The organism is Pseudomonas sp. LBUM1646, from assembly GCF_059716165.1.
The window spans coordinates 2,373,365-2,391,407 of the sequence record NZ_CP166810.1 but is presented as its reverse complement, the minus strand read 5'-3'; the positions used below and the strand labels follow the sequence as shown (position 1 = coordinate 2,391,407).

The 18,043-nt window shown below is 60.3% G+C and carries 17 protein-coding genes; 7 read left to right on the top strand and 10 right to left on the bottom strand.

Annotation, left to right across the window (positions count from 1 at the left end; all coding sequences use genetic code 11):
* Positions 1-3 precede the first annotated feature (3 nt).
* The 4 genes from ACA071_RS10800 to ACA071_RS10785 all read right to left on the bottom strand — a co-directional run bounded on the left by ACA071_RS10800 (position 4) and on the right by ACA071_RS10785 (position 4,199).
* Positions 4-981: an ABC transporter permease gene (locus ACA071_RS10800; RefSeq protein WP_123599265.1), complete on the bottom strand. Its 978-nt coding sequence runs from the start codon at positions 979-981 to the stop codon at positions 4-6.
* A complete protein-coding gene (locus tag ACA071_RS10795) occupies positions 978-2,531 on the bottom strand; it encodes a sugar ABC transporter ATP-binding protein (protein WP_497644285.1) in 1,554 nt (517 codons plus the stop codon). The genes ACA071_RS10800 and ACA071_RS10795 overlap by 4 nt, the downstream gene beginning before the upstream one ends.
* Positions 2,532-2,587: 56 nt before the next feature.
* Positions 2,588-3,541: a sugar ABC transporter substrate-binding protein gene (locus tag ACA071_RS10790; RefSeq protein WP_497644284.1), complete on the bottom strand. Its 954-nt coding sequence runs from the start codon at positions 3,539-3,541 to the stop codon at positions 2,588-2,590.
* 196 nt (positions 3,542-3,737) lie between these two features.
* On the bottom strand, positions 3,738-4,199 hold the full coding sequence (locus ACA071_RS10785; protein WP_497644283.1) for a hypothetical protein: 462 nt from the start codon (positions 4,197-4,199) through the stop codon (positions 3,738-3,740).
* A gap of 346 nt (positions 4,200-4,545) precedes the next feature.
* Between ACA071_RS10785 and ACA071_RS10780 the strand changes: the two genes are divergently transcribed.
* From ACA071_RS10780 to ACA071_RS10770, 3 genes are all read left to right on the top strand, one after another.
* Positions 4,546-5,634, top strand: coding sequence for an asparaginase (locus ACA071_RS10780; RefSeq protein ID WP_133836993.1), 1,089 nt, complete (start codon positions 4,546-4,548; stop codon positions 5,632-5,634).
* A gap of 121 nt (positions 5,635-5,755) precedes the next feature.
* A complete protein-coding gene (locus ACA071_RS10775; protein ID WP_497644282.1) occupies positions 5,756-6,046 on the top strand; it encodes a DUF1654 domain-containing protein in 291 nt (96 codons plus the stop codon).
* A 4-nt stretch (positions 6,047-6,050) separates the two neighbouring features.
* Entirely contained in the window at positions 6,051-6,740 is a 690-nt protein-coding gene (locus tag ACA071_RS10770; RefSeq protein ID WP_497644281.1) for an endonuclease, read from the top strand.
* A gap of 57 nt (positions 6,741-6,797) precedes the next feature.
* On the opposite strand, the gene ACA071_RS10765 is transcribed toward ACA071_RS10770, so the two are convergent.
* Both ACA071_RS10765 and ACA071_RS10760 read right to left on the bottom strand, forming a co-directional pair.
* Positions 6,798-7,700 (bottom strand): siderophore-interacting protein, encoded by a 903-nt coding sequence (locus tag ACA071_RS10765; RefSeq protein ID WP_497644280.1) that lies wholly within the window; start codon positions 7,698-7,700, stop codon positions 6,798-6,800.
* A gap of 103 nt (positions 7,701-7,803) precedes the next feature.
* Positions 7,804-8,181 carry an SPOR domain-containing protein gene (locus ACA071_RS10760; protein WP_497644279.1) on the bottom strand — a complete coding sequence of 126 codons (378 nt, stop codon included), beginning with the start codon at positions 8,179-8,181 and terminating at the stop codon, positions 7,804-7,806.
* Positions 8,182-8,429: 248 nt separating this feature from the next.
* Here ACA071_RS10760 and csrA point away from each other — a divergent pair, with 248 nt between their 5' ends.
* Positions 8,430-8,624, top strand: a complete 195-nt coding sequence (gene csrA / locus ACA071_RS10755) for a carbon storage regulator CsrA (protein ID WP_007938114.1) — start codon at positions 8,430-8,432, stop codon at positions 8,622-8,624.
* A 187-nt stretch (positions 8,625-8,811) separates the two neighbouring features.
* On the opposite strand, the gene ACA071_RS10750 is transcribed toward csrA, so the two are convergent.
* The gene (locus tag ACA071_RS10750) at positions 8,812-9,267 is read right to left on the bottom strand and encodes a DUF2214 family protein (RefSeq protein WP_497644278.1); all 456 of its coding nucleotides are present in this window, start codon (positions 9,265-9,267) and stop codon (positions 8,812-8,814) included.
* Positions 9,268-9,423: 156 nt separating this feature from the next.
* Between ACA071_RS10750 and ACA071_RS10745 the strand changes: the two genes are divergently transcribed.
* Positions 9,424-10,134, top strand: a complete 711-nt coding sequence (locus ACA071_RS10745; RefSeq protein ID WP_497644277.1) for an alpha/beta fold hydrolase — start codon at positions 9,424-9,426, stop codon at positions 10,132-10,134.
* 32 nt (positions 10,135-10,166) lie between these two features.
* On the opposite strand, the gene ACA071_RS10740 is transcribed toward ACA071_RS10745, so the two are convergent.
* The 3 genes from ACA071_RS10740 to ACA071_RS10730 form a co-directional block, all read right to left on the bottom strand.
* Entirely contained in the window at positions 10,167-11,528 is a 1,362-nt protein-coding gene (locus ACA071_RS10740; RefSeq protein WP_497644276.1) for a hypothetical protein, read from the bottom strand.
* A 200-nt stretch (positions 11,529-11,728) separates the two neighbouring features.
* Entirely contained in the window at positions 11,729-13,954 is a 2,226-nt protein-coding gene (locus tag ACA071_RS10735; RefSeq protein WP_497644275.1) for a type III effector HrpK domain-containing protein, read from the bottom strand.
* A 91-nt stretch (positions 13,955-14,045) separates the two neighbouring features.
* Positions 14,046-14,582, bottom strand: coding sequence for an RNA polymerase sigma factor (locus ACA071_RS10730; protein WP_497644274.1), 537 nt, complete (start codon positions 14,580-14,582; stop codon positions 14,046-14,048).
* Positions 14,583-14,826: 244 nt separating this feature from the next.
* Here ACA071_RS10730 and sctW point away from each other — a divergent pair, with 244 nt between their 5' ends.
* Entirely contained in the window at positions 14,827-15,927 is a 1,101-nt protein-coding gene (gene sctW, locus ACA071_RS10725; protein WP_497644273.1) for a type III secretion system gatekeeper subunit SctW, read from the top strand.
* Complete coding sequence (gene sctV, locus ACA071_RS10720; protein WP_497644272.1) at positions 15,927-18,026, top strand: type III secretion system export apparatus subunit SctV; 2,100 nt, start codon at positions 15,927-15,929, stop codon at positions 18,024-18,026. Before sctW ends, sctV begins: the two co-directional genes overlap by 1 nt.
* Positions 18,027-18,043 lie beyond the last annotated feature (17 nt).

Below are 18,043 nucleotides of genomic sequence, written 5' to 3'. Positions count from 1 at the left end.
GAATCAGGTCCGCCGGCTTGCGCGCTGACTGCGATAAGTATCCAGCACCACCGCCACCACGATAACCGCACCGGTGATGATGCGTTTGGTCGGTTCGGTCGCACCGATCTGCGCCAGGCCGGCCGCCAGCACGGAAATGATCAACACACCGAAGAACGTACTGATGACCGAACCACGGCCGCCCATCAGGCTGGTGCCGCCGATCACCACGGCGGCGATCACTTGCAGCTCCAGGCCGGAACCGGCATTCGGGTCCGCGGCCTCCAGACGGGAAATCTGGAACAGCGCAGCGATACCGGCCAGCAGGCCCATCAGGCTGAACACCAGAATCTTGTAGGGTTTTGGATTGATCCCGGCCAGGCGCACCGCTTCTTCGTTGGTGCCGATGCCGATCAGGTAACGACCGAACACGGTACGAGTCAGCACAGCCTGGGCGACGATGATGATCACAAAGGCAATGATGAACGACGGCGATATACCGAAGGCAATCGGGTTGGACAGCCAGGCGAAGGCATCACCAATATAAGCCGTGCGCGAACCGGTCATCTGGTACGCCAGGCCGCGAGCCATTTCCAGCACGCCGAGGGACACGATAAACGACGGGATCCGCCAGGCCACGGTGATCGAACCGGTGATGGTCCCGGCCAATGCCGCCACCGCCATGCCGAGCAAAGCCGCCGGCAAGACGCTCCAGCCCCAACCGAGAATCGCCACGCTGACCGCCGAAGCCGCGAGCGCCAGCACCGAACCGACCGACAGATCGATGCCGCCGATGATCAGCACGAAGGTCATGCCGACCGCCAGCACCATCAAGTCCGGGATTTGGTTGGCCAGGGTACTGAAGGTGTCATACGAGAGAAAATGGCTGCTCAGGACCGAGAACAGCGCGACCATCGCCAGCAAGGCACCGGCCAGGCCCAAATAGGTGCCGAGGCCGTAAAAATTGCCACTACGTTTACCGGCAGACGTTGCAGTTTTCATGGAAGATCCCTAGGCGCTGCTTCATTGAGCAACGCATCACGTTTTTGGTAGCCGGCAAAAGCGGCAGCAAGCAAATCATCCTGGGTCCAGCTGTCGCGCTCGAACGTGTCAATCAGACGCCCCGCCGACAACACGCCGATCCGGTCGCATATCAACATCAGTTCCCGCAGGTCACTGGACACCACCACCAGCGCCTTGCCCTGGCGAGTCAATTCACCGAGCAAGGCATAGATGTCGAACTTGGCGCCGACGTCGATACCGCGGGTCGGCTCGTCGAACAACATCACCGAACAATCACGCTCCAGCCAACGGCCGATCACGACTTTCTGCTGGTTGCCGCCGGACAGCTCGGACACCAATTGCGTCGGGCTGGAACTGCGGATGCGCATGGCGTCGATCTGACGTTTGGCCAGCGCCATCTCGTCACCGTTGTTGACGACGCCCGCGTTGGAAATCACCGGCATATTGCCCAAGGCAATGTTGGCGCTGATCGATTGAGTCAGCAGCAGACCTTCACCTTTGCGGTCTTCGGTGATCAAGGCGATGCCGTGACCGACCGCATCGGCCGGCGAACGAATACTGACGACTTTAGCCGGCGAACCCAATGCGACGGTGCCGCTGTCGGCCGTGTCAGCACCGAAGATCAGGCGCAGCAACTCGGTGCGCCCTGCCCCGATCAGCCCGGAAATGCCATAGATCTCACCGGCGCGGACTTCAAAAGACACGTCACGCACCTTGTCGGAACGGGTCAGCCCCTTGACCGTCAAGGCTGGCGCGCCGATCTTGCGCACGCCCATGTCCATGTGTTCGCCTAGCTCACGACCGACCATCAGGGTGACCAGTTGCTCGCTGTTGTAATTGGCCATCGGCTCGACACAAACCAGGTTGCCGTCGCGCAGCACCGCAATACGCTGGGCCACCCGCGCCAGTTCTTCGAGGCGGTGGGAAATGTAGATGATCGACACGCCACGGGCTTGCAGGCGCGTGATCTGCTCGAACAGCATCTCGACTTCACGGGCCGTCAGCATCGCGGTCGGTTCGTCGAGAATCAGCACATGGCAGTCGCCGATCAGGTTACGGGCGATCTCGACCATTTGCTGGTGACCGATGCCCAACTCGCCGACCAGGGTGTCCGGGTCAATCGCATCGAGGCCGACCTGGGCCATCGCTTCGATTGCCGCCTTACGCAGCTGCTTGCGGCTGATCCAGCCACCGCTGCTCGGCAAGTTATCGAGAAACAGGTTTTCCGCCACCGAAAGGGTCGGTAACAGATTGAGTTCTTGCATGACCATGCGGATGCCCAGGTCTTCGGCCTGGGTCCGGCTGCCGGGGCGGTATTCCTGACCCTGGAATTGCATCTGGCCGGTGGTCGGCGTGACCAGCCCGCCGATGATCTTCGACAGGGTGCTTTTGCCGGCGCCGTTCTCACCGGTCAGCGCCAGCACTTCACCGCGCATCAGCGTCAGGTCGATGCCGGTCAGGACCGGTTGGGCATAGGTCTTACCGATACCGCTGACCGAGAGGACAGCGTTCGGGGCGGAAACTGACATAAAAACTCTCCATGCGCTCGCCCGGACGGGCGAGCACCGTTGTGTCGCCAGAAGGACTACTTGGTGACCAGCTCTACCGGAGTTTCAATCACACCGTTGGTGCCGCTGTCGACTTTCTCGCCCTTGATGATTTTCAGCGCGGTCTCGATACCGAACACGGCTTGCTTGGCGGCAAACTGGTCAGCGGTGGCCAGGACGCGACCATCCTTGAGCATCGGCTTGATGGCATTGATGTTGTCGTAACCAACCACTTGCACCTTGCCGGCCTTGCCCGCGGCACGAACGGCAGAAACAGCGCCGACGGCCATGCTGTCGTTACCAGCCAGCAGGGCTTTGACTTCCGGATACTCGCTGAGGATCGAGGCGGCAACCTTGTTACCTTTGTCGATCTCCCAGTCACCGGACTGCAGCGATACGACCTTGATATTCGCCGCTTCCATCGCGTCTTTGAAACCCGCGGTGCGCTGTTGGGCGTTGGTGGTGGTAGACACGCCTTCGATGATGCCGACTTCGTCACCGGCCTTCAGTTGCTTGGCCAGGTACTCGCCCACCAGACGCGCGCCTTTGCGGTTGTCCGGGCCTACGAACGGTACGGTGATGTTCTTGCTTTTGACGACGGCCGGATCGAGCTGGTTATCGATGTTGATCACGGTGATACCGGCATCGATGGCTTTCTTGATCACTGGCACCATGGCCTTGGAGTCAGCCGGTGCGATGACCAGTGCATTGACCTTGGCCAGGATCATTTGCTCGACGATGCGGGTCTGGCCAGCGGTGTCGGTTTCGTCCTTGATGCCGTTGGAGATCAGGTCGAAATCGGCGGTGTGGTCTTTCTGATAGGCCTTGGCGCCATCTTCCATGGTCAGGAAGAATTCGTTGGCCAGGGATTTCATGACCAGGGCGACTTTAGGTTTTTCAGTGTCGGCGAAAGCCGAAGAGAGGGGCAAAGCGGCGGATGCGGCAGCCAGCATAGCGACAGCGAGAAGACGTCCAGCGAATGGCAGCTTCATGGGTTCACTCCGATCTTATGATTATTGTGAGCAACGCTTGCGCTGGCGTAGGCTACAGGGCATTCCCGATGGAACGAGCCATCATGGCTGCCGCGCAAACGTTTGCGTAGATCGAACTATGCGAACTCTGCCGGGATTTGTCAACGAGCAGAATCGACCATTTTGTGCACTGGCTGGCAAAAGCCGAGCCTTGGCCTCAAGCCGTGGTATTGACCACCGACCCGGTGCTGGCCCCCTTGGACAATTCCTTGACCAGGGCGGCCGATACTTCCAGCAACGCGCCGTTGGTGTCGGCGATCTGCCCCTGAATCGACATCAACACAGTGGCCTTGGCTTCCGGTGTCGGATAAGACGCCGCTTGAGCCTGGGCCAATTGCTGCTGTTGCTCGCGCAGTTGCTGTTGCAACTCCTGCATACGCTTGAGGAGGACTTTCACCGCCACGCTCTGGTTGCTAACGGCCTCGGCTGAGGCTTTTGCATCGGCGCTTTTATCCAGTCCTACAGGACCGGTCTTGACTACCTTGCCGTCATCTTCTTTAGTGCCCAGCGCTTTGTCTGCCTCGGCCTGCGCGGCATCGTTCAACGCGCGGATCGTGGCAGCGGATTTGCCGCCAATGGTGACGCCCGCAGCGTTGGGAAGACCGACTGATAACGACATGTGAACTCCTGAAAAAAGATTCCTTTGAAGAACCATCGACCTGCGCAGGATTTTCTTTAGCACTGATTCGAAATCCGGCAAGGCGACTAATCAACAAAACCCGTAGGTCCTTTCGGAGAACCGAACGCAAATACTCAACGTATTCGGAAACCCGGACAACCAGTTGTTTAACTTTGTTACCGACGACATAAATACTGATACAAATCATCAACTTAAAGTTTTCTCTGATTCAAAGTACGGCTGGTACAGATCCTGCTCCTTCTCGTGCACCCCAGGCGTTCAGATCCGCCGGGGCCGTATCTAGATGAACCTGCATCAGCACCGTCTCACTACTAGAGAGAAAATAATGAAATCTGCTTTCAACACCTTTATTCCGGGCGCATTGGCCCTCCTGCTGCTCCTGCCCACTGCCCTTCAGGCAAAAGAAGCTGAAACCCAACAGAAACTGGCGAACGTGGTGATCCTGGCCACCGGTGGCACCATTGCCGGCGCTGGCGCCAGCGCGGCCAACAGTGCCACCTATCAAGCGGCCAAGGTCGGTATCGAGCAACTGATCGCCGGCGTGCCGGAACTCAGCCAACTGGCCAATGTGCGCGGCGAACAGGTCATGCAGATCGCCTCGGAAAGCATCACCAACGACAATCTGTTGCAGTTGGGCCGCCGCGTGGCGGAATTGGCCGACAGCAAAGACGTCGATGGCATCGTCATCACTCACGGCACCGACACCCTGGAAGAAACCGCCTACTTCCTGAACCTGGTGGAAAAGACCGACAAGCCGATCATCGTGGTCGGTTCCATGCGTCCGGGCACCGCGATGTCGGCCGACGGCATGCTGAACCTGTACAACGCCGTGGCCGTGGCCAGCAGCAAAGAAGCGCGCGGCAAAGGCGTGCTGGTGACCATGAACGATGAAATCCAGTCCGGTCGCGATGTCAGCAAAATGATCAACATCAAGACCGAGGCCTTCAAAAGTGCCTGGGGTCCACTGGGCATGGTGGTCGAAGGCAAATCCTACTGGTTCCGCCTGCCGGCCAAGCGCCACACCATGGACTCGGAATTCGACATCAAAACCATCAAGAGCCTGCCAGACGTAGAAATCGCCTATTCCTACGGCAACGTCAGCGACACCGCCTACAAAGCCCTGGCGCAATCGGGCGCCAAAGCGATTATCCACGCGGGTACCGGCAACGGTTCGGTGTCTTCGCGCGTCGTGCCTACCCTGCAAGCACTGCGCAAGGACGGCGTGCAAATCATCCGCTCGTCCCACGTCAACGCCGGCGGTTTCGTCCTGCGTAACGCTGAACAGCCTGACGACAAGTACGACTGGGTGGTGGCGCACGACCTGAACCCACAGAAGGCACGCATCCTGGCCATGGTCGCACTGACCAAGACCAACGACAGCAAAGAGCTGCAACGGATGTTCTGGGAATACTGATCCGACCTCGCCCGACCGACTCCGGTCGGGCACCTCTCCTACAAAAAAACTCCAAGCGCCCTACACCAAACGGAAAAAACCACTGTCAGAGGATTTTCTTGAATTTTAAGCAGTTGCGAAAATGCTTACAGTTAAATACTGTATGCACGTACAGCCTAATAAGGATAATTCCGTGGCCACCACTTCCGCCTCTCCTGACTCCTATCAACGCATGGGCGTTCGCGTCCAAAAAATCATCAATTCCCAAAGCGCCCAGAAAGCCAAAGCGGCCCTGATCTTTCGCCTGCCCGACGAACCGATGGATGAGTGGGAACAACTGCTCGAAGAAATCGACGAAAACGATAACGTCACCCTCGCCTACCGCGACGATGGCGGTGTGCAGATTTTCTGGGTTGTGCCGAAGGAAGATTGAGTCAATGAGTGTCCGTTGTTTCGCTTTGTTGTTGCTGTTCATCACCATGGGCGCCCAGGCCGCCGCGCCACGTACCTTCAACGAAGCCAAGAAAGTCGCCTGGAAGCTCTACGCCCCGCAATCCACCGAGTTTTACTGCGGCTGCAAGTACACCGGTAACAAGGTGGACCTCGCTGCCTGCGGTTATGTGCCGCGCAAAAGCGCCAAGCGTGCCGCCCGCATCGAGTGGGAACACATTGTCCCGGCCTGGCAGATTGGCCATCAGCGCCAGTGCTGGCAGTCGGGCGGACGCAAAAACTGCACGCGCTACGACCCGGTCTATCAGAAGGCCGAGGCCGACTTGCACAACCTGGTGCCGAGCATCGGTGAGGTAAACGGCGACCGCAGCAACTTCAGCTTTGGCTGGCTGCCGGTGCAATCGGGTCAATACGGCTCGTGCCTGACCCAGGTCGACTTCAAGGCGAAGAAGGTCATGCCCCGCCCCTCGATTCGCGGAATGATCGCCCGGACGTATTTCTACATGAGCAAGCAGTACGGTTTGCGGTTATCCAAACAGGATCGCCAACTGTATGAAGCCTGGAACAAGACCTACCCGGTGCAAACCTGGGAGCGCCAGCGCAATCAGAGCGTGGCGTGTGTGATGGGACGCGGTAACGAGTTTGTCGGCCCGGTGGACATGAAAGCCTGTGGTTGAACAAACGCTGAAAACACAAAGGCCTCGGGTATTGAAACCTGAGGCCTTTGTTCGTTCCTAACCGCCGACTTTGTTGTAGCGCCAGTAGCCCATCAAGTTGAGCGACTCCCGAGGAATGCCGCGTTCCTTGATCAGGTACTTGCGCAGGCTCATCACCGCCACGGTTTCCCCGGCGATCCAGCCGTAGAAGCCATCGCTGGTTGACTCGGAGGTTTCCCAGAGGATCTCTTCGTCGACATCGACTTCCGCCAGTTCCACCGTTTCGGATGCTTTCGAGGTCAATGACGGTAAGTTCGCCCGCTGGACTGCCTCGACCATCAGCGATCCTGCACCCGCGTGATCTCGAATCAACCATTCAACCGAAAGCCCGGGCCAGTCCGGCACCGGCAAGGCATCTTCCCGGCAGTCGACTTCAAAAAAAGCCTGAGTGACCGGCGGCTCGGCCATGGCCGCCAGCTCATCGAGAATGCCGAGTGCCGCGGGCAACGCAGTGCCATCAGCGACCAGCAAAAGTTGCTTGAGCGTTTGAGGCGGCTTCCATTCGAACCCTCCCGCGTCCTGCGCCGAGAAATGCCGGTCCGGCGCGGTGATCTGGATCGAGGCACCCGGCAGCGCACGGATGGCCCAACGGGAAGCCGGACCGGTTTCACCGTGCAATACAAAATCGATATCGACTTCGCCCTGCTCGGCGCGCAAATGACGGATGGTGTAGGTACGCATCGCCGGACGCTGGGCCACCGGCATTGAGCGGTAGCGGGCGTACCAGCCGTCGTCATGGGCCAGTTTGGCCGGCGAGCCATCGTCTGCCGGAAAGAACAGCTTCACCCGTTGATCCGGCGCCCAGGTGGCCATCTCGGTGACCATCGGTCCGGCCAGGGTGACGCGCATCATGTGTGGGCTCAGGGTCTGCTTGCGCCGCAAGACCGCGTCGAACATTTTGTAAGGATTGGTGGAGGCCATGGGGGAGCTCCTTCTGGGAATCGACAGTGACTACGTTTAAATACGAGCCACCACCGACACCCTTTAGGATTCTCCGCTGAACGGCGCCTGAACAGATGCGCGATTACTGCGCCGCCGGACGCTCGATGATCAGCGATTCGATGTTCATCTTTTTCGCCCGGGCCAGGGCCGCGTTCAAGTCGGCCTGCCGGGCCTCGGCCTCGGCTTTCGAAGCGAACGGACCGAGCAGGATCCGGTCCTTGCCGTTTTCCCGGACCACATTGGAAACGAAGCTGTGTTCGATCAACCAGCCGCTCAGGTCGCTGACCGCCTGGGTTGTTTCGCCACGCACTTCGAGGTCCCATTGCGGACCCGCTGCAACGGCGGGCGCCGTTACCGGTGCGGAAACAGTCGCGGATGGCGTCTTTTGAGCGCTCGCATCCTTGCCTTCACCACATCCTGCCAACGCCAATACTGCGATTACCAAGGCCATTTTGCGCACAACGCTTCCCTCTGAATGCTGAAAGCGCGGATTTTAACATTCATGAATACTTCCCGAGTGCCGCAAAATGGGCTTAAAACAACGAGAATGATGGTTGCGGCCTCTGTATAGTTACGCCTTGGGAATTAATGCAGCATCTGCGCGTCAGAAAGAGGCACCCAAACCGTGAGACTTCGCACTAATCTATAACTACACCGACCTCTGCACTGTCTGAATCAGGTGCCCTACAAGCAATCAAGGAGAAGACCATGCTGATACTCACCCGCAAAGTCGGTGAAAGCATAAACATTGGTGATGACATCACTATCACCATTCTGGGCGTTAGCGGCCAGCAAGTCAGGATCGGCATCAACGCCCCGAAAGACGTTGCCGTGCATCGTGAAGAAATTTATCAGCGCATTCAGGCTGGCCTTACCGCTCCAGACAAGCCGCAAACACCCTGAATCCTGTTGCAGTCAGCAGCCAGCCCGTTCGCTTCAGCGCAATGGCTGGCTAAAGATTCATGCTCGGTATTTTGCTGAACGCTCGTCACCCTAACCCTCCGCCCATTTCGTGAAGCCGATACTACCGGCTTCGGCTACGCCATGGCTGTCAGACTATTCGCTTTAACCCCGACGAATCAGGCCCGCGCTAGTCGAAGGTCACCGCCCGTGCCATACCGGTGGCCGCAATCACAATGAGCATCAGCAACAGCGCCTCGACATGGCTGATGCGTGCGAACAGTTTCGCCCGCCCCAAATCAATCGCAACGCCCCGCCCCAACGCGATACGCCACTTGATCAAGGTGATCATCGGCGCCAGCTCCAGCAGCAGGATGATCACGAACAGCGTCATCTTGAGATGAAACAGCGGCTGATGAAGGTAATAGTCAGTGCCTTTTTCGTACCCGCCGAAGGCGCGCATCAGACCGGTGATCAGCAATATCCCCGCAGAAACTCCCCACACGTTATCGGCCACCAGCACGCTGCGGACCGGCGCCGTGCCCGCGACCAGACGGCTTAATGCCGTACCTCGGGTCAGTACGCCCCAGAGGCCCATGGCAAACGCCAAGAGGTGGATCGCCGCAAGAAACCAGTGAAACAGCATAAGGAAGCTCCTGACAGAGAAATGGAAAAGGCTTGTCAGTAGTAGCCTAAAACTTGGAGACCTGCCTCCCTGCGACCCACAGATAAAGAGGCCGATTCTGACAAGCATGAGGTGAGTCAAATGGGCCAGAATAGCGACTCGCCAAGGAAGGAACTCATGGACCGATCAAAGCTGCCGACGCTAGTCCTGCTACCGGGAATGGATGGAACAGGTGAACTGTTCGAGCCTTTCGTAGCAGCCCTGGGGCACGCTTGCGACGTCATCGTCGTGGCTTACCCCTGTGACATCCCGCTGAACTACACGCAATTGCAAGCCCTTGTCAGGCAGTCACTGCCCACAGACCGCCCGTTCGTGTTGCTCGGCGAATCCTTTTCGGGCCCGATCGCCCTCGCCCTGACAGCCTTGCACCTGCCGCAACAGGTTGGGCTGGTGCTCTGCTGCACGTTTGCCAGTAACCCGCGGCCGCTGTTCAATCGCTTGAGCTTCCTGGTCAACCTCCTGCCGATTGGCGCCGTGCCCGCCGGGTGGTTCAGCCCATTGCTGCTCGGTCGATTCTCCACCCGCGCCTTGCGCATAGCCTTGAGCCGAGCGATCAATCAGGTCAGCCCCTCGGTGATGCGCGCCCGACTGCGGTCGGTGCTCGGCGTCGATGTGTCGGCGCAGTTCGCTCAAGTCGATGTGCCGACGGTTTATCTACGCGCCACCCGGGACTGCGTGGTACCCGAAGCCGCCACGCGGCGAATCTCGGAGCTGAAACCGCAAGTGCAAATGCTCGAAGTCAACGCACCGCATTGCCTACTTCAGGCAGCACCCGATGAAGCGGCGCGCCTTGTCATCGGGTTTATGCAAGCGCGGCAAACCGGTTGAAGCCCCCGATGCTTGCACACCGGGGAGTTCCTTCAGACCGCACTGCCATCGGGAGGCCCCGGACGTCGGCGCAAGCCCGAGCGCACGGCCAGATCGCCAACCCTGTCGGCACCGGAGCGCGCCGCATTGCCGAGCGCGGTGGTGCCGGAGTCGTAGGCTTCCCCGAGTGCAGTCGTGCCGGTGGTGTAGGCATCCCCGAGTGCAGTCGTGCCGGTGGTGTAGGCATCCCCGATCGCTGTGCCCGCCTCGGCCAAGCCCGTTTTGGCCGAATCATAGGTGTCGCCGGCAAATTTCCCGGTGGCTTTCGCTCCGGTCTCAATACCTTTCTGGGCACCGTCTGCCAGTTTCTGCGCCTTGGGCGGAATGTCTTCCTGAATCACCTTGACGCCTTTTTCCGTCGCTTTTCCGGCCAGTACACCGGCAGCACCGTAGGCAGCGAAGGTCAATGCCGAACCCGCGACGTTGACCGCATGATCCGCCGCCGCAACGGCACCCGCCGGCAACCCGTGATTGAGCGCCGCGGTCTTGGCCGCGTTACGCGCCATGCCTGTCAACGCGAAACCGCCCGCCAACGCACCGCCGTTAGTCAGCAGGTTACCGCCTTCAAAAACCTTGCGCACCGAGCTCAAGGTATCGGTCACCACGTCCAGGGGGAATTTGGCAGCGCGCTTGGCGCCATTGATGTAAGGCCGGGACGGACTGCAATCCCTCAGCTCCGTGATTTGCTTTTCCCAGTCTTTGCGCCCGAACAACTGCGCCCCGCCGACCAGGCCGGCGGCTTTTTGATGTTTATGCATGATCATGGCATAGCCGGCACCGGCGGCCATGCCGCCCGCCGAACCAATGGCCGTATCCGCCGCAGCGGCAGCCTTGGGCCCGACCGTGGCATTGAGCGCTGCCGCGACACCCAGGCGCGCGACGTTACGCGCGGTAAATGTCTGCAGGGCCGTGGCGCTTTGCCCGGCCTGCTTGAGCGGATTGGCCTCGGTCTTGGTCTTCTGCGAGGCCGCCATGATGTCTTCAAGCTTGTCGGCCGGCGCTTTAAGCCACAGCGAATCTTCCGTCGCTTTGGTCAGCAGCCCGGCACCCACGACATCGGCCGCCCCCGACATGGACCCGGCGATATACCCGGTATAGCCCGGGTTGCCGGTGGCAGCGGCCGTCACTCCGGGTACTTTGTCGAGCACCACGGTGACCACGCCGAACGGCAAGCCGCCCACGGCGCCCTGGGTCGGAACAGTCACCCGGTCCATGCGCTCAGCCTTGTCCAGCAGACCCTCGATTTCGGTGGGGATGAAGCCCATCTCATGCAGTTTGTTGGCCCGTCCGTTGGCCAACGCGTCCATCTCTGCCCCGTTTTCTTCGGTTCGGTCGCCCCTGAACAACTCGGTCATTTGGGTTTTCAGACCCGCCAGTGCTTCCGGGCTACCCGACGTGATTGCGACGCTCCCGCTGGCCGATGTCGAGGCTCCCCGCGTTTGCAATTCAAGGGGCTCGGGCGTATGCAACGATTGGGGGCGGATGGAAGGCGTTATCGAGTTCATGGGCAATCCTCGTGGTGTATTAAATAGTGGGCATCAGGTAGAAGCTCTGGTCAGTGCGCCTTGGGAATACCAAACTGCTCCAGGGTCGGATCGACGTTGTGGTCAAAATGCTTTTGCGCGGTGTGTTTCTTCACCGCCTCGACAATCGCGGCGATGCCGAAACCAATGCTCATGGCTGCGTCAATCACCCAACCCACGGGACCGGCCGCCGCGCCGATGGCCGACGCCGCCGCCAGCCCCGCCGCTTCGCCCGCCACGGCCCCGGCAATCCGTCCACCGATGGAGCCGGCCATGCGGCCGAGCCCGGCCGATGCTTCACGACCGGCCAGCTTGCGCGCCGCATCGACGCCATCCTTGGCCGACGAGAGTCCCTGCTTGGTGTTGTCGTAGGCATCCTTGACTTGCTGGGCCTTGTTTTTCGGGGCCACGGCATCGGAGACCGAACCGGACCGCCCTGCTCCATCACCGGCGTTTTCCAGCAGCTCGCGACCTTTTTTCGATTGCTGCAACTGGCCGACGGTGGCGTCCACATAACTGGCCTGCTGACCCTGGACGAAACTCTGCGGCAGCACCGCGTCATAAGCGGCTTTCTGCGCATCGCTGGTGTTCAGGGACTGGCCGGCATCGGCTTTTTTCTGTCCCAGCAATTGCTTGAGCGACCCGCCTTCACTGAAATTGCTGACGTAGGACTGTTGCAACTTGCCCTGGACGTCCGGCTGGTTGCCGACCACCTGTGCAGCCGTCGGCAGATTGGCCTCGGGACCGAGCAAATCCTGCTGCATTTGCAGTTGCGCCGATAACCCGCCCAGCGCACCGCTGTAGTCGGGGTTGGTGTCTTTTTTTGCGGACTTGTCGGCGCTGTTCATGTCGTTGCGCAAGGCCTGGCCACTGACCACATTTTGCAACTGGCCCTTCACCGCTTTTTCCAGGGACGGGTCGCTGGCCACCAGGGCTCGTTCCTGACTGGGGATGGCCTGGTTCATGTAGGCCTGCACATCGGGGTCGTCCTGCAACTGGCCGATCTTTTGCGCCAGCGCCTCTTCGGTCTTGCCGGTCTTGCGCAGATCGGAGCCGGCCACCACGCTCTGCTGGGTCTGTTGCAACTTGACCATCACAGCGGCTTTCTCGGCGCCGGTGTGATTCTGCGGTTGCTCGAAGACCTCTTTTCCCAGCTTGCTGATGTCCGTGCCGGCGACGGCATTCAGGGTCGCGGCGTCGCTGAGCATCCCGGCGAACTCGCCACCGTTGGTGGGTGCCTGGTTCTTGATCCAGTTGCTGATGTTCGCCGCGTCGAATTTCTTGTCCGGGCCATGGGTGGCCAGGTCCCGACCTTTGAGCCCGCCCTGGTCGAGCATGTTCAGCAGGCCGGGCTGCGACCAGGTTTTCGACGCTTGCTTGAGCGGCCCGGCAAGCCCCGGGTTGTTGTCTTGCAAGGCCTTCAAACCGTCGGCGTCCATGTACTGGTCGACTTTGGTTTCGCCTTCCGTGCCGGCCGCGTGCTTGGGACTGGCGGCGTTGGCCAGCGGGCCGTTGGCTTGCAGCAACGAAGCCGAGCGGACCATCTGCAACGACTGAGGATCCGCATTCGGATGGTCTTTCTGATAATTCGCCAGGCCTTTGTCGGCGTTATCCGCCGCGCCTTGCATCTTCTTGGCAAACGCCTTGAGGTCGCCGTCGGTGATTTTACCGTCAGCCTTGCCACCGTGCTTGCCGGTGTCGACCGCGGTTTTCAACGCTGGATTGTCATTGATGAACTTCATTGCCTTGGCCGCTTCCGGGCCTTTTTCCGTGGCCATCAGGGCGGCGGCGATCGGTCGATTGAGCTCCTTTGCCGCCTGCTCGCGCTGCTCCGGCGGCAAGTCCGCCACCAGCGGTGCCCAGCGTTCGAGTTCCTTGGGCGAGGAGTATTTCGAGTCGTCGAGCAACTGGGCTTCAGGACTGGTCGTCGCCGCAGAGTCGGAGGCTGTGGCATCGCTCGTCGCCGTGGCGGTGGCAGTGCGGGTCGCGGGCGTGACATCGGTGAGCGGCCGCGCGGGCGTGGTGCGTTCATCGCCGCCGAGCAAACGCTTCATCACCAGCCCCAACAGGTTCGGCGATTGAGCGTCTTTGCCCGGGCTGGCCAGGGTCTGGGACCCGGCCTGTTGCCCGAACTGCACACCACCACCCGGCGCGGACAAGGCACTGGGCCTGGCATTTTCCGCCGTGGGCCGCAACGGCTTGTCGCCACCCAACGATGGAGAGCCGGTGGCGGGTAACGGTGTGTTGGAAATGCGCATGAGGGGTCGCCATTTTCAGTCGGACAGTGCCGATGTGTGGCATCGCGAGCGCAAACGGTTCCAATGTTCGGCGAATGAGTTCCCCCGACGCTCAAAAAACACAGGGCACGCTGCGCTTGAGTTGCTCCCGCGCCCGGGACAAACGCGAGCGCACGGTGCCGATGGGCACGCCCAGGCTCGAAGCGGTGTCCTGATAGTTACCGTCCATTTCCAGGCTGACCCGCAGCACTTGTTGCATGGTCATCGGCAAAGTACCGATGGCCCGGACCACCCGCGCCAGCTGCCGGTGATCATCCACCTGCGCACCAATGTCGCAGCCATCGCTGAATTCCAACTCTTCGCGGTCCTCCCAGCTTTCCTGAAAAGGCTGTTTGTACAGTTTGCGAAAGTGGTTGCGAATCAGGTTCAGGGCGATGCCGCACAACCAGGTTTGCGGCTGGGAGTCGTAACGAAATTTATGCTCGTTGCGCAGTGCTTCGAGGAATGTGCCCTGGAGGATGTCCTCCACATCGTCGAGGTTCATCACTCGTTTCTTGATGAAGATTCTTAGCTTGTGCACCTCCTCGGTATTGAGCTGGCGGAGGCCGGAAACAGGTGCTGGACAGGTCATCGAATTGCTGGAAAGCATCGCTATAAACCATTTCAGGATATGTCCCAGAGCTATAGCGATATGTATGCCAATTGACACATTACTGTAATCGCATGATTTGTAACGGTTTTCAAAACTGTTGCTGATGATTTCTGTGCAAGTTCTTGCACAAGCCGATTGGATCCAATACCAGAACTGGCACACCTGTTCCGTTTGCCATCGCGATGGAACCGGATGGCCAGGATCGGCCACTCACTGCGCATATCCCTGACAGACATGCGCCATGAAGATCGCGGCTCCGAACATTCCACATGTCCAGCAACCGGCCCCAGCGACGCCTGTCAGGTCGGCGGCGCTGCTTGCCCAGAGCACGCCGCCGACCAATCAAGGCACCGCCACGCAACAGGTCACGCGCTTCGCCTCGGCACTGATTCAGCAAAGCCGCACGCTGAGCCAGCGCGACTTGATGGCCAGCACCAACGCGCTGCAATCCAAGGCCGTCAAGCTGGGGGAGCTTTATCAACTGCTGATGGGCAGCCAGGACAAGGGTCTCGACAGCGCTGCGCGGGAACTGCGCAAGCAACTGAAGAACCATACCCCGACCCTTGCGCAAGTTTTGGCACTCAGTGGCGACGATGCGGCCAAGGCCCATGTGATGCTCCAGGCCGCCTCGCGCCAGGCCTATAACGAAGGGGCCAGCGGTGAACATGTCAGCCTCAATCAGCAACTCAAGCTGCTGCGGCGCGAACATGGCAACAAGGCCCAGGCCGGCATCAATACTGCCCGGGCGTTTGCCAAGTCCAGCCTCAACCCGCGACGCCGGCAAACCTTGCGCGATTTGTACTATTCGGGCGTGGTCGGCCAACAAAGCATCTCCGGGCTGATCGACACCCTGCTCGGCCAGGATGAAGGCGAACGGCAATTCGCCCCGACCCTGCGTGACCTGCGCGGGGCCATCGCCGACGACCTCGCGGCCCTCAGCCCGTCGAGCACCCAACAGCAATTGCGCAACCTGATGCACGGTCTGAACACCGCCCGGCATGTCGCGACCCTGTTGCAAACCAGCGAGCACTTGCTGGGCCGCATGCGCGGCAAAAACCCCGCACTGCAATTGAATGCGCCGACGTTCCTCAAGCACCTGCTGACGCTCTCGGGCAAAGGCATGAACCTGCATGAAACCCTGCAACTGACGCAATTTGTCGGCGGCAAACACCTCAAGCACCAACTGGCCTTTCTCAATGGTTTGCGCCCGATGCTGCAGCAGTTGCCCATTCTGTTATGGCGCGACCTCAAGGCCCGCCAGACCGCCCTGGGCAACCTGCTGACGCTGATGGCGGAGCTCACCCGCCAAGAGCAAAACCCGACCCAGGGGAACACTGCCTGATGCAATGGATTATCAACGCGCTCAACCAGATCGCCCTGGCAGCCATGCGACGCTCGGAGATTGTGGGCGCGTTTGTCGTGCTCGCCATCGTGTTCATGATGATTACCCCGCTGCCCACCTGGCTGGTGGACATCCTGATTGCGATCAACATTTGCATTTCCTGCCTGTTGATCATGCTGGCCATGCACTTGCCGCGCCCGCTGGCGTTCTCGACCTTCCCCTCGGTGTTGCTGATCACCACGATGTTTCGCCTGGCGCTGTCGATTTCCACCACGCGCCTGATCCTGCTGGACCAGGACGCCGGGCACATCGTCGAGGCGTTCGGGCAGTTTGTGGTCGGCGGCAACCTGGCGGTGGGCATGGTGATTTTCATGATCCTCACCGTGGTCAACTTCCTGGTGATCACCAAGGGGTCGGAACGGGTGGCGGAAGTCGGCGCGCGGTTCACCCTCGACGCCATGCCCGGCAAGCAGATGTCCATCGACAGCGACTTGCGCGCCAACCTGATCAGCGTCCATGAAGCCCGGCGCCGACGCTCGGAACTGGGCAAGGAAAGCCAGTTGTTCGGGGCCATGGACGGGGCGATGAAATTCGTCAACGGCGATGCCATCGCCAGCCTGATCATCGTCGCGATCAACATGATCGGCGGAATCGCCATCGGCGTGATCCAGCACGACATGACCGCAGGCGACGCGGTGCAGCTGTACACCGTGCTGACCATTGGCGACGGCTTGATCGCACAGATTCCGGCGCTGCTGATTTCCGTGACCTCGGGGATGATCATTACCCGGGTGTCCAACGACAATCCGGGGGTGGAAGCCAACATCGGCCGCGAGATCGCCGAGCAGATCACCAGCCAGCCCAAGGCCTGGATCATTGCCTCGGTGGCGATGCTCGGTTTTGCCGCCATGCCAGGGATGCCGACTGCGGTGTTCATCGTCATCGCGATCATTTGCAGCCTGGGCGGCGTGCTGCAATTGCAGCGGGCTAAACCCAAGTCCGGCCAGGACCAACCGGTCGCCGTGGCGCCGGAGGACAACGGCAACGAAGACCTGCGCACCTTTACCCCGAGCCGGCAGTTTTTGCTGCAATTCCATCCCCGGCAGGACATGGCGCAAATAGAAGCGCTGGTCAGTGAAATCCGTCAGCGGCGCAATCGCCTGGTGGTGCATTACGGCCTGACCCTGCCCTCGTTCATCATCGAAACCGCCGAGCACCTGGCGCCGGACGAGTTCCGTTTCTCGGTCTATGAAGTGCCGATGCTCAAGGCCACGTTCAACCAGACCCAAGTCGCCATCGACGTCGATACCCTGGACGCCGGGCAGTACGAGCAGGCAGTGGCCGGCAGTCTCGACCGCCAGGAAAGCCAATGGCTGTGGTTGCCGGCCGACGCCGCGCAGTTGCAGGACAGCCCGGTGGAAACCATCAGCGCCAGCACCCTGATTGTCGAACGCATGGAGCGCGCCTTGCAGGCCTGCGGGCCGCAGTTCATCGGTTTGCAGGAAACCAAGGCGATCCTCGGCTGGCTCGAATCCGAGCAACCGGAACTCGCCCAGGAAATGCAACGGGTGCTGCCGCTGGCGCGCTTCTCTTCGGTGCTGCAACGCCTGGCGTCCGAATGCGTGCCGCTGCGGGCGATCCGGGTGATTGCCGAAACCCTGATCGAACACGGTCAGCATGAACGCGACATCACCGCCCTCACCGACTACGTGCGCATCGCCCTCAAATCGCTGATCTACAACCAGTACTGCGGCGCCAACGGTTTGCTGGTGTGGCTGCTGACCCCGGAAAGCGAAGGCATCCTGCGCGACAGCCTGCGCCAGACCCAGACCGAAACCTTCTTTGCCTTGAGCAACGGCTCGAGCCAGCAACTGGTGCAGCAACTGCGCATCGCCTTCCCCTTGCGCGCCGCCGAGCGCGCCGTGCTGCTGGTCGCCCAGGACTTGCGCAGCCCGTTGCGCACCTTGTTGCAGGATGAATTCCACCACGTGCCGGTGCTGTCCTTCGCCGAGATCAGCAACGTCGCCGAAGTGAAAGTGATGGGCCGTTTCGATCTCGAAGACGACCAGCAAGCGCTGGAGGACGACTATGCAGCCTGATGCCTGGAGACTGTCGT